This is a genomic window from Pseudomonas cichorii (genome assembly GCF_019719005.1).
GTDB lineage: Bacteria > Pseudomonadota > Gammaproteobacteria > Pseudomonadales > Pseudomonadaceae > Aquipseudomonas > Aquipseudomonas cichorii_E.
Genome location: NZ_JAIGPJ010000002.1, coordinates 144,080 through 156,493 on the forward strand (window position 1 = coordinate 144,080; position 12,414 = coordinate 156,493).

Annotated in this window: 9 protein-coding genes; 8 read left to right on the forward strand and 1 reads right to left on the reverse strand. The window is 53.6% G+C overall.

Going from position 1 to position 12,414, the window contains the following annotated elements; translation table 11 throughout:
• Positions 1 to 53 precede the first annotated feature (53 nt).
• The 8 genes from K5D32_RS02815 (at position 54) to K5D32_RS02850 (ending at position 8,012) form a co-directional block, all read left to right on the forward strand.
• Complete coding sequence (locus K5D32_RS02815; protein WP_221599183.1) at positions 54 to 3,488, forward strand: host specificity protein J; 3,435 nt, start codon at positions 54 to 56, stop codon at positions 3,486 to 3,488.
• A gap of 306 nt (positions 3,489 to 3,794) precedes the next feature.
• Positions 3,795 to 4,661: a hypothetical protein gene (locus K5D32_RS02820; RefSeq protein WP_221599184.1), complete on the forward strand. Its 867-nt coding sequence runs from the start codon at positions 3,795 to 3,797 to the stop codon at positions 4,659 to 4,661.
• Positions 4,662 to 4,677: 16 nt separating this feature from the next.
• Positions 4,678 to 5,463, forward strand: coding sequence for a hypothetical protein (locus K5D32_RS26170; RefSeq protein ID WP_260407136.1), 786 nt, complete (start codon positions 4,678 to 4,680; stop codon positions 5,461 to 5,463).
• Complete coding sequence (locus K5D32_RS02830; RefSeq protein WP_221599185.1) at positions 5,463 to 5,816, forward strand: hypothetical protein; 354 nt, start codon at positions 5,463 to 5,465, stop codon at positions 5,814 to 5,816. The genes K5D32_RS26170 and K5D32_RS02830 overlap by 1 nt, the downstream gene beginning before the upstream one ends.
• Positions 5,813 to 6,178, forward strand: coding sequence for a phage tail protein (locus K5D32_RS02835; RefSeq protein ID WP_221599186.1), 366 nt, complete (start codon positions 5,813 to 5,815; stop codon positions 6,176 to 6,178). Before K5D32_RS02830 ends, K5D32_RS02835 begins: the two co-directional genes overlap by 4 nt.
• Before the next feature lie 58 nt (positions 6,179 to 6,236).
• The gene (locus K5D32_RS02840; RefSeq protein ID WP_221599187.1) at positions 6,237 to 6,785 is read left to right on the forward strand and encodes a glycoside hydrolase family 19 protein; all 549 of its coding nucleotides are present in this window, start codon (positions 6,237 to 6,239) and stop codon (positions 6,783 to 6,785) included.
• Between the two features lie 283 nt (positions 6,786 to 7,068).
• Positions 7,069 to 7,503 carry a hypothetical protein gene (locus K5D32_RS25845; RefSeq protein WP_260407138.1) on the forward strand — a complete coding sequence of 145 codons (435 nt, stop codon included), beginning with the start codon at positions 7,069 to 7,071 and terminating at the stop codon, positions 7,501 to 7,503.
• Complete coding sequence (locus tag K5D32_RS02850) at positions 7,500 to 8,012, forward strand: DUF2514 domain-containing protein (protein WP_311775764.1); 513 nt, start codon at positions 7,500 to 7,502, stop codon at positions 8,010 to 8,012. The genes K5D32_RS25845 and K5D32_RS02850 overlap by 4 nt, the downstream gene beginning before the upstream one ends.
• A 1,371-nt stretch (positions 8,013 to 9,383) precedes the next feature.
• Here K5D32_RS02850 and K5D32_RS02855 read toward each other — a convergent pair.
• Positions 9,384 to 12,401: an RNA-directed DNA polymerase gene (locus K5D32_RS02855; RefSeq protein WP_221599188.1), complete on the reverse strand. Its 3,018-nt coding sequence runs from the start codon at positions 12,399 to 12,401 to the stop codon at positions 9,384 to 9,386.
• Positions 12,402 to 12,414: the final 13 nt, after the last annotated feature.

A 12,414-nucleotide genomic window follows, 5' to 3' on the forward strand; every position in this document is an offset into this window, starting at 1 on the left:
CTCGCAGCACCGCAGCCGGCCATGAGCCGGTTTTTTATTGCCTGGAGAAAAGCATGGGCGCAGCACGCAAGTTTGATATCCACGGCGCCAAGGGCGGGGAAGACAAGCCAAAAACACCTACCGAGGCACCGGACAGCCTGCGATCTGTAGCTGTCGCCAAGATGCTGATCGCTGTCGGAGAGGGTGAGTTTGAAGGCACGCCAACGGCCCAAGACATCTACCTCGACAACACGCCACTTCAAGACCCCCAGGGCAATATGAACTTCCCGAATGTGAAGTGGGAGTGGCGGACCGGGGCTGTGGACCAGTCCTACATCCAGGGCATCCCTTCAGTCGAGAACGAGACAACCATCAGCACTGAGTTGCGCAGCGGCACTCCGTGGGTTCGTGCTATCAGCAACACCCAGCTTTCCGCTGTGCGAGTTCGCTTTGCCTGGCCGGCGCTTCAATCGATTGATTCTGGCGGCAACGTAAACGGCTACCGGATTGAGTACAAGATCGAGCTGGCCACTGATGGTGGAGCATATCAGCAGGTCTTGAGTGAGGCTGTAGACGGAAAGACCACAAGCCTGTACGAGCGCACGCGCCGCATTGATCTTCCAAAATCGACCTCTGGCTGGTTGATGCGCATAACCCGGGTGACGGCCAACCAGAACAACAACAAAATCTCGGACACCATGCAGATCGCCGGTTTCACCGAGGTGATCGACGCCAAGATCCGATACCCGAACACCGCGTTGCTTTACATCGAGTTTTCCGCTGAGCAGTTCCGCAGCATTCCTGCTGTGACGGTCGAAACCAAGCTGAAGAAGATGCAGGTCCCGAGCAACTACGATCCTGTGGCTCGCTCTTATACCGGGGTATGGGACGGCACCTTCAAGCAAGCATGGACCGACAACGCCGTCTGGATGACCTACGACATCACCACTGCTGATCGATTTGGCCTTGGTCGTCGGATCAAGCCATGGATGGTTGATAAATGGGAGCTCTACCGGATATCCCAATACTGTGACCAGTTGGTGCCAGACGGCAAAGGCGGGCTTGAGCCGCGCTTCATTTGCAACCTGAACCTGCAGAGCAAGGCGGACGCTTGGTCGCTTCTGCGAGACATCTCCACGATTTACAGGGGAATGGCTTACTGGGCTCAGGGTCAGGTGTTCACGCTGTCGGATATGCCGCGTGCTACGGATTTTGATTTCGCTTACACCAGAGCGAACGTCATAGATGGCAAGTTCACCTATTCCAGCGCATCGGAGCGCACTCGTTACACCCGGGCGCTGATCAGCTACGACAACCCGCTGAATAACTACGATACCGACGTTACCGCTGTCACGGATGCCAAGCTGCAGCGCCGTTACGGCGACAACCCGCTTGAGATCAGTGCCATAGGCTGTACCCGCGAATCTGAGGCCCAGCGCCGTGGTAAGTGGGCTCTACTGACAAACTCGAAGGACCGTGCTGTTACCTTCAAGGTCGGCCTGGACGGGCGCATCCCGCTGCCAGGCTACGTGATTCCGATCGCCGACGAACTGTTGGCCGGTCGACCGGTAGGCGGGCGTATCTCGGCGGTGAACGGCAAGATCATCACCCTCGACCGTGACACTCAGGCCAAGCCCGGCGACCGATTGATCCTCAACCTGCCAGACGGCAAGTGCGAGGGCCGTACTGTGCAGTTGGTCAGCGGTCGGCAGGTCACCGTTACTGTCGCCTACTCCGCACCGCCAGAGCGCGAGCTGGTGTGGGCGCTGGATGCTGATGACTTGGCGATTCCGCTTTACCGTGTGGTGAGCGTGGCCCGCCCAGAGCCCGGCGTTTTTGAAATTTCGGCTGTGCAGTACGACCCGAGCAAGTTTGCTCACATCGACACCGGCGCACGCCTGGAAGAGCGTCCGATCAGCGTTATCCCGATCACCGTAGTACAGGCACCGGCCAGCGTTAGCATCACGTCGAATTACTCAGTTGACCAGGGTCTGGCAATAAGCACCATGAACATCTCATGGCCTGCCGTGAGTGGCGCTGTTGCATATGACGTGGAGTGGCGCAAAGACAACGGGAACTGGATTCGCCTGCCGCGTGCTGGCTCGACCTCTGTCGACGTGACGGGGATCTACGCGGGGGCGTATCTGGCCCGCGTGCGTGCTGTCAGCTCATTCGATATTGCGTCGATCTGGCGAGAGTCAGCACTCACTGAGTTGAAGGGCAAGGAGGGTGCGCCGCCTGCCGTTGCTTACCTGACTACCAGCAGCGAGCTGTTTGGTATCGGCCTGAGCTGGGGTTTCCCGGCTGGCGCAGAGGACACGCAGAGAACTGAAGTCTGGTACAGCCAGGCAAACGACATTGCGTCTGCTACAAAGCTCAGTGACCTGGCTTACCCTCAGTCCGATTATTCGCTTCAAGGTCTGGCAGCGGGTGTTGAGTTTTTCTTCTGGGCGCGTCTTGTTGACCGGACGGGGAATATCGGGCCATGGTACCCGGCAGGCAATGGGGTTGTCGGACGCTCCAGCTCAGACCCAGCGCCGATTCTTGAGCTGCTGACGGGCAAGTACGTTGAAAGCGAAGTGGGTCAGCAGCTCTCTGACAAGATCGATGACCTGCAGGAGCAGATCGAAGCTCTTGATGGGCTGTCAGCGTACAAGCCTGATCAATCATATTTCGCTGAAGAGATGACGCTTGCAAACGGGAGGATCTACCAGGCCACCCGGGCGGTGCCACCCAATACTCCGCCGCCGAACATCAACTACTGGCTCGACGTGGGCCAAGCAGTTGAGACTGCAAACGGTCTGGCCCAGCAGGTGCAGCAGAACACTGCTGATATTGATGAGCTGGGCGCTGAGGCATCAAGCGTTCAAGTGTTGCGAGCCGCATGGCGCGACGACAATGCCGAAGGCGACCTGCAGGGTGCGCTGAAACTGTGGGACACACAGGCGGCATATGCAAACGAGATCGTTGCCCGAGCGACTCAAGACCAAGCAATTGTCAGCTCAACTGAAACGCTGCGGGCCAGCGTGGCAGGCAATACAGCTGCGGTCCAGCAGGTGACGCAAGCGCAGGTGACCACCGACGGAAAAATATCGACGCTCTGGACGCTGCGGATGGAGGCAACAGCGAACGGCCAACCATACACCACGGGCTTCGGCCTGGGGCTGGCGTCTGGCCCAGGTGGAACGACATCAAGCTTTGTCGTGCGAGCCGACACCTTTCTTGTGATGAATACAAACTCTCAGACCCCTGAGTCGTTGTTCGGAATAAGTGGCGGGCAGACATTTATCAAGTCCGCATTTATTGAAGATGGATCTATCACAAGCCTGAAAGTTGGAAACTTGCAGTCGAATGACTATGTCGCGAATACGTCGGGCTGGCTGCTGCCGAAAACTGGCCCATGGCAATTGAATGGTTCAATGGCTGACGGCCGCCGCTCAACATTCGAAAATTCGGGAATTAAGCTGTATCACGCCAATGGCGTTCTTGGGATTGCACTGGTTCTCTAATATGACAGGGTTAACGATAAAGTCAGCAGACAATGTTGTGCTCGTCGACATGACAATGAGGCTCAGTCAGACGATGGGGAGCGTGGATACTGGCGGCGCTAATGGTGCTGTCACGATTCCATCGCCACCCACTGGTAAGGTTGCGTACTTCATTGTTGTGCCGCTTGTCGATATGCAGAACGAGAAAGGAAAGAGGCCGGGCGTGACTCTATCTGGCACCTCCTTGAGTTGGGCTTATTCGTTCAATACAGGGGGAGGGTGGGGGTACTTCGCCGCGAACTGCAGAATTTGGTATGGGTACTACTGATGCCGGAACTGATAGTTAGAAAAGATACCGGGGAGCTTCTATTCGATACGTCGAAAATTACATATGGGCTTGTGAAGAGCGGGAATATGGTTTACCTGCGCCACGATGGCGTTTATACAATAAGAGGCTCAAACGTCGATCCAGAGCAAAAAAGCAGTTACAACTACAATGCAGGTAAGCACCCTATTTACGGCTTCACGGTAAGCAATGCAAAGTCACCGGTTGTTTTCATAGTCGGTCGTGGATGCCTTGTGAGCACTGCAAGAAGTGGCGACAGCGTCACGTTCTATTACGCAAGCGCAAGCACTGACACGAAGTACTACTGCTTTGATTTGATGTCTGATGATATTCCGGGCAGCCCTTATCTCAAGACGTTTTTGAACAATGGAGTGTGTACGTTCAATTCATTGCAGCCGCCGCTGAACATTGCCGGAGCAGTCCAGGCACCCGGCCCCGGCTCAGTCTGGCCGAACGGGAGGTACAGGGAGACGTACGCGGGCGGCGTGATGACCAGGCTTTCCTACTACTCGATGTCGCAGGCATCTGGCGCGAATATCGCGTGCATCGTCAATATCGAAGTCGGCGGTGGCGAGTGCGCCGTGTTTTTGCCCTGGAGCCGCACTGCAACTGTTATTGATACCGAGGCCTGGTCCTTTACTCAGCCATGGTCATACGGCGTGGTTGAGGGGGCTTACGGAAGGGTGGGTGGAATAAGCTTCATCTTCGCGGCAACAACAGAAGGCACCTTCAGTCAGTACATTGGGACAGGCGCATACAGCCCGGCTTCTTACGTCAATCTTCCGACCGACCGCTACCCGCAAGCTTTGTATATCAGAACTGCCGGACTTCCATTTCCCTACAGATAAAAAAGGTCCCACCCATATGCCGTGGTACAAAACCGGCACGGTTTCGTGCGCTCAAAATTCAAACGCTGTGATAGGCTCAGGAACTTCGTTCATTGCAAATAGCCGGGTAGGTGATTTATTTCGCGGCCCGGATGGCGCTTCGTACGAAGTCACTAACGTTGCAAGCGATACTGCAATATCAATTTCCCCTGCCTATCAAGGGGTAAGCGTTAGCGCTGGTGGTTATGCGCTCGTGCCGATACAGGGCTACGTAAAAGATTCGGCGGACGCACTTCGCGCGCTTGTGAACAAGTTTGGCTCCCTTGCCGCCTCGCCTGCAATTAATGCTTTTGCGGTGCTTACGGGGGGCGCTGGAAAGATTCCATACTTCACTGCAGTCGACAAGATGACTGCCGCAAATATCACGGACCTTGCGTATGCCAAGTCAAATATTCTCGGAACCGTTTCGCAGTCGGCGGGAGTTCCGACCGGCGCTATTATCGAGCGCGGCAGCACAGCAAGCGGTGACTACGTGAAGTTTGCAGATGGAACCTTGATCTGCACAAGCGGCACAACGAATATCGCAACTCCAAGTTATGGCGCGAACACCAACAGTAATGTGTTTACGGTGAATTTTGCGGCTAACTTTTTTAATGCGAGTTTTTTGTTTGTAGGTGTTGCCGTACCGAGCGCTTCATACGATGCGTTCGGCGCAACAGGTAGCTATCCGGTATCTTCAGGCTCCGGAGGTATTACGATAAGAAACGGGGCTTCTGCGCAGAGTTTCAATGTGCGATACGTGGCAATTGGAAGGTGGTTCTAATGAAGATTTATTTGGCCCCGCAACGTCGTGATGACAACCTTGACGTTGTTAAAAGCGGAAATATTCTGATCTTGAATGGTGAGTCGTTTGATTTCACGCGAATGGTCGACGGCGACACATTGCCGGCCAGCGCGATCAGCTCCCCATTCTTTGCTGGCAATGTCGACAACATCGGTGGAGAGCTTGAGTTGACGCTGTTTCTGCCTCTTCCTGCGAATTACAGCCAGGCGCAAGCATTTCCGGAGCCGCTGGTAAATGTTGGCGATGGCCCTGTCGTATTCCCTGCGCCGCTCCCTTCCAGCCTATTTTCAGAAATGCCCGCTGAGCCGGGCACAGCGGGGCTTGAGGCATGAATATTGACTGGAGCCAGCTTGTTACAAGAGCCATGAAAGAGGCTGCCGCGCTTGCAGCTCACTTGGCAGAAATGAAGGCCGAGCTCGCGGCGCGCAATGCCCGTGCTGCTGCTCAAATACTGCGCATTCAAGATCGAATCGACACCCTGGGGTACGGTATTGATTCCGGCGATGCGACTGAAGAGGATGAAGCGGAGCAAGCAGACCTGATGGTCAGCGTAGCCTCCTGGAAGGCCTACAAGTTCGCACTGGGGAAGGTCGCAAAGCAGCCGACATGGCCTACCGCGCCGATCTGGCCAAGCGAACCCGCCATTCCAGTTATCGAAGCAGATCCTCTGTCTGTAGCTCAAGACACCATCTAACTCACCAAGTCTCACTGGCCCGCCGCGTGCGGGCTTTTTCATGCATGGAGAAAGATAAATGCCGATCACCCAGCAGCAACTGCTGCAAATCCTTCCCAGCGCCGGTTCTAAAGCCGGCGTTTTTGTTCCTGCGCTCAACGCGGCCATGGGCAAGTACCAGATCATCACCCCTCTGCGGATTGCCGCTTTCATCGCGCAGATCGGCCACGAGTCCGGCCAATTGCGCTACGTCCGCGAGCTGGGTAACGACGCATACCTGAGCAAGTACGACACCGGGCGACTCGCCGCGAACCTGGGTAACACCCCAGAAGCCGATGGCGATGGCCAGTTCTATCGTGGCCGAGGCCTGATCCAGGTGACGGGCCGGGCGAACTATGCCGCCTGTGGCGAGGCCTTGGGCCTGGACCTTCTCAAGCATCCCGAGTTGCTGGAGCAGCCGGAGCACGCGGCGATGTCTGCCGCTTGGTTCTGGGGCAGCAACGGGCTGAACCGCCTGGCTGACAGCGGCGACATGCAGAAAATAACGCGCAGAATAAATGGAGGGCTTAACGGCCTTCAGGATCGGTTGACCCTCTATAAAAAGGCGTGTGAGGTGCTGAATGCCTAAAGCTATCAGCCCTCGCTGCCAGAATGGAAGATTCAAAGCCCTGCCTCTCGAGCCGGGGCAGAAATACAATTTGCTCACTGTTGTCGCGCGAATTGAAAAGCGTGGCAACAACTGGGTTTGGTCGTGCCTATGTGATTGCGGGTCAACTACAGAGGCTCTCGCGTCCAACATCAGGTCAGGAAATACGAAGTCCTGCGGATGCCATAAGAGATTGATCAGCGCCACCAAGTGCAAAACGCATGGATTGAGCGGGACCCGGTCATATTGGCTCTGGAGCAATATGATGAGGCGCTGCAATGACCCACGCAACCCTCACTACCACAACTATGGAGGTCGAGGCATTGCGGTATGCGCGCGCTGGCATGATTTCCAGAAATTCCATGCGGACATGGGTGAGAGGCCGCCCGGTCATTCCCTGGACCGTAAAAACAACGAACTGGGATATTCTCCCGAAAATTGCAGATGGGTCACCCGGCCTGATCAAGCAAGAAATACACGAGGCAATGTGCTGATCACGCGGAACGGCCAGACAAAAACCATTGCTGAGTGGGCCGAGATCACCGGCATCCCTTACGCCAGAATACAGGGCAGGCGCCGCATGGGCTGGAATGATGAAGAGTTGTTTCTGGGTAAGCGGCCCAAGCGCATCAACGGCGGCACCAACGGCCTTGAAGAGCGCCAGGCGTTCTATGAGCGCGCGTTGAAGGTGCTGTCGTGATTCCGCTGGCGGGAACCGGTCGGCTTTGGGTGCTGGCCATCGGCGTTGCGGTGCTGGCGGGCTGCTTGTGGATGGTCTATGAACATGGGCGGTCAGTCGAGAGCGCCGAATGGCAGGGCCGATGGAATGCCCGCGATGCCGGTGACATGCAGGCCCGATCCGAGGCCGAAGAAAAAAACCGAACCGAAGAACAACGCCGCCAGAGCGCGGCCAACCAGGTGGCGAACGATGCGAGAAAGGAACAGGCTGTGGCCATTGATGATGCCGGTCGTGCTGATGCTGCTGGCGACCGGTTGCACGTCGCAGCAAAAGACTTTGCTGGTCGCTCCAGTTGCGGTCCCGGTGATACCGGAACTGCCCAGCGAGGCGAGACAGCCACCCGCGCCGCCCTGGTGCTCTCCGACCTGCTCAGCCGGGCTGACAAAAGAGCGGGAGAACTGGCAGCGGCTTATGACCGAGCCCGAATAGCCGGAATGGCATGCGAGAGGGCGTATGAATCTTTGAGGTAGGGGATTTGAATGTCGGCAGAACGCCGGAGGGAGGGATGGATGTGGTGTGCGTGACTTTTGCGTGACTTCACATTGATCTATGTTGATCTATAGCTATTCGATTGCAGCGAGCGCTATTGAGATCAGCCATAAACCGCAGGCTTAGAGGGACTCCGCGAGCATGGGGTGCTAGGGGTCGAGTGTTCGAATCACTCCGTCCCGACCATATAATTCAAAGGGTTGCGAGATTTTATCTCGCGATCCTTTTTTGTTTTCAAGTGTTTTACCCCCACAAAAACGGCTGGCTCTCAGCAGAAATCGAAGGACTGTTAGAGCGATTTCGGTGTCTGGGGAGTTAGAGCCACACGGATAGCCCGTCGCTGTGAGACGCTGGGGCAGTAGGATTCCGTGGTCACTTGGATCCTATGGTCCGCCATTAAGTCAGGGAGCAATCGATCCGTAGCTACAGTTCAACTAGGAGTCGTCTAGGCTGCGCGTACTTGAGTGGTGAAGGTAGTCGAGAATTGCCTAGTTTCGATGCCCTCACGTGCCACGTCTCTGGCTCAGGTTACTACTACGCCGCATTTCCTTGGATCATTTAGCTTGAGGATAGTGGCGTCTGGTTTGCAACGAGTGGTCCGGTGTTGAATGCCCCGCGGATTACATCCGCTCTTTATTGGCATAGGGAGACGGCAAGAACGATCCAACGAAGGCGTCTCAAGGCCGGCTTCGACAATGTTCGCCTGCAAGATGTCTTCAACGCTGTCGTCGTCGATGTCAGCGATTCAGAATGAGCAATTGCGATTACTGCAGCGCTGCAAGTCCGTGCCCGTTGACTGATCTATGCCTGGAAAATCCTAACGTTCCTGCGGCCAAAACAGCACGCTTGATAACCGTAGTCGCGATGCGCTTTTGAAGGACGGAGTGTTACGGTTCGTCCGGCGGCCGGTGTTAACGGCAGATACGAAGGTATAGAGGCCTATTGCGTTGGAGTGGTCTATGATCCGTGCACGATGTGGCTTCGAGAAGGGCCGCAGGAGATTACTCAGTGCCTCGCGAGCTGGACGGCTGTAGGCGCTACAAGGTCAATGAAGGGTGCAAGTTGCTCCATACTCTGAGGTTGAAAATCAGGCGTCTGGTCAATTGACAGAAGATGAGCAGTTTTTTTGCAGATATTGTTCGGTGGTTGGCGTCGCAGAGCTATCTGCTGTTCGATATAGAAGATGGCTATAAATTTTCGGGGGCTGTGGTGACGGAAAAGGGATTGAAGCTTTGCGAAACCTTGTCTAACAGCTGAGCCTAGCAGACATAAAAAGGCCGCTTCGTTAGCGGCCTTTTACGTTTGGAACTCCTGCGAGTAGCAGATCATTCATAACTGATAAATTATGATGATCACTTCGGCAAAATTTTACGAGTCTTAGAAATTTTAAAACCGTCTGGAACTGGTTTAAATGGACCCGCAGGTGAGCGGTGGCTGCTCTGAAATCGCCGTAATGCCTGAATGTCGATTTCTCCAATGACACAATAATCTGTGATCCCACCTTTGACCTTAAGAACGTCTCGTTTCCAGCTATCCTTGTAAGGAGCACGGATACGACTATCACCGTATTGTCGGTCGTTGCACTGGATAATATAAGCGTGAATGTCTAACGCGGCAGATTCCACTAACGCATTAAATGTCTCTGTGTCTTGATTCCACTCAGGAACAAACAGCGCATCTACCTTTCCTCTAAGCGCACTTCGATAGCCGATATTTGTAAGTTCGCTGCATACCAATAAAGCGAAGCGGAACTCTCCATGTTGAATAATTGGTGGCTTTTTCCAAGGTTTTTCTGGCTTTAATTCCACGCCCGCTATGCGGCGTAATTCCTGTTCTTCATGCAGCGCGGGTCGTTGCTTGTCCTGTCGGTAGATCATCGTTGAGGGGAACCCCAGCCCGTCGTGAGAAAGAGCTACCCAAACCTGGTTGTGAACCTTCGCATGTTTGGCATGAAGGTATTCGACCCCAGAAATCAAAGAGATACCACGACCTTGTAACTTCCGCGCGATGCGAACGAACCATAGGGCTGGCAACGCCAATTCAGGCAGGATTAGATAACGACTCTTCTCTGGGTTTGAAATCACGCCGTCTAGCAAGTGATTCAGCCTAGCGTACCTTTTTTGAATGTCAGGGTCAGGCTGCTGCGCTACCGATGCTGTCCAACTTTCCAGTCGAGTCTGCCAGCTGGATACAGCAATGCGGTAATCTGATGGGGGCGTCCCATCGGGAATTTGTAGAACTCCTCGTCGATCCATAAACGGCATTTTGTCGTTTAGCGTGAAACCTCTCAGAGCTAGAACCACTGCGCGTATTTCCTCCTCATGATCCTTGGAGTAGACATTTTTGCTGAGTACGAAAAGCTCTGGGAGGTTGAAAGGTCGTGTGGCGAAAAGAAGGCCCCGGGGTAGGCCTTCGAGATTGCTCCATTCTGCGAGGAATGTTGCTCCACGTAATACGCTGTGGGGAAGCATTTGAGCCGATTCATCGTGAATTGCACCTGATCGACGATCAGGGATACCCCGCTGCGCGACCATTTCTTCTGGCAAGCCAATAAAGCGGAATGGCATGTGAGCCAAATCAAAAGAAAAGAGTCTAGCTTGGGCTCGCTGGAAGGCTTTGGTAGACTTGGGCCATTTTACGCCAAGATCGCTTGGTCGATAGTCGGCCATATGTTCTTTCCATTCCCGCTTGCCATTCTTGGAGAGAAAAGGCGGAAATGCGGACATGATGCTTTCAAGTACGGTCTTTAGTAATTGTCCTTCCCAAAGCGCAAGAACGTTCTCGTCATCGACCGGTCCTTCGTCAGGCCACGCCTTCACGCTCACTGAACAGTTCAGCTTCACCTTTGTACACAATTTGTCAAGCGCAGTAATGATTTTTCGAAGCTCCCGAAAGTCCTCGCATGCGGTTGCGAGCTGTATCACGCGAGGTAGATAAATCGATAACTCAAAAAATTGTGGCAGCACCAGGACGTGCTGGGTAAATGCGCGAAAGAATGCATGCCGGTGCGCCTTCCAAGCTTCAGGAGGTAAGTCACGTTCATACGCTTCAAAATCACGTAATTTGATGGCAAAACCCGCGCGGCGCATTGTTAATGCATCCGTCTTTCGCAAGTTGTCAGCCGTCTCACCATCGCTTTGTGTTGCTGCTAAAAGATCGGTTCCAACGTGTTCAGCCCAACGAGGTAAGCGTGGCATTGCACGCCATTCGCTAGCGCGTTCGCTAATTTGATGAGCAATAGCGTCTATGAACGTTTTGCCCGTATCGCCATTCAACATAAAGACTTTATTCTTTGCATTGGCAAAACATATCTGACTTTTGTTTTTTCCCGATTTGAAATAGCTAGGCTGAAAAATTATTCTTTTACTCTCTCCCTTACCATCCCAGGCAAGTTTTTCGTCAGAGCGTTCGAATAACCAATCCCAAAGCTCATCCGTTGACCGAAAGTGGGCGCCATTTTCCATGACGAGCAAAATATCATCAACGTATCGCCCATAGTACAATGGAATGACTTGCTGTTCGATCACCCGGTCCAGCTCTATCAAAGCCATGTTGGCGACTACAGCAGACGCTGGTAATCCAACCGGTAGACCTTTCTTCAGCGGAGTTGTCGCTGCCCATGCTTCTAGAGCTTTGATGAATAAACGATTTAGTTTTTTCTCGGTTTCTGTCAGCTCAAGTGAGAGCACATCATGGAGAAAGGACGACTCCAGCATGAAGCTAGGTTTCAGTTCGTGGTAAAAAGAACTGACATCAGCCGTGAGTGCGACGACTTTTTTTCCATCATCCAAGGCGGCACGCATTGAGGAAATGCCGTTGTCACGCCAGTTTCGAAAAGGTGTCAAATAAGGAACAAATGAACCTAGTGAAAGCGGGTTTATATTTTTTCCATCTTGTGTGCGGCGCAATCGATTTCCGTAGGCGCATTTGGAAAGTTTCGCATCATACTGGTGCCCTACTTTAAGCAACCATAGAGCAGATAATACATGAAAGTCTATGCTGCATTGAGCCATCAAACGGAATTCCGCATTAGGCTTTGAATATTCCTCAGTTTCCGAAAGCAACTCGCAAGTGCGGTCCCAATCTTCTTCTGGAGAAGAAAAAATTAGGCCAGTACCATTTTTCTCGCGAAGTTCCTTGCGGTCTGCCCAAGTAACAGACTTGGTGGCAAAGGTCCACCCACCGACAAGCGTTGTCTGCTCAACCCACTTGAGGTTGCTTCCATTGAGCAGAATCAACAGCGCATTGAGATTTTCGGAAAGGTGTTCCTCGTAGGCTGCTATTGCCAATAAGTCGGGGCTGGACGAATAGAATAAATCCACTTTAGCCTTTCGATAAGCTAATCCTAACTCCTCAAGAACGAAACTCATCTGTCACCTGCAA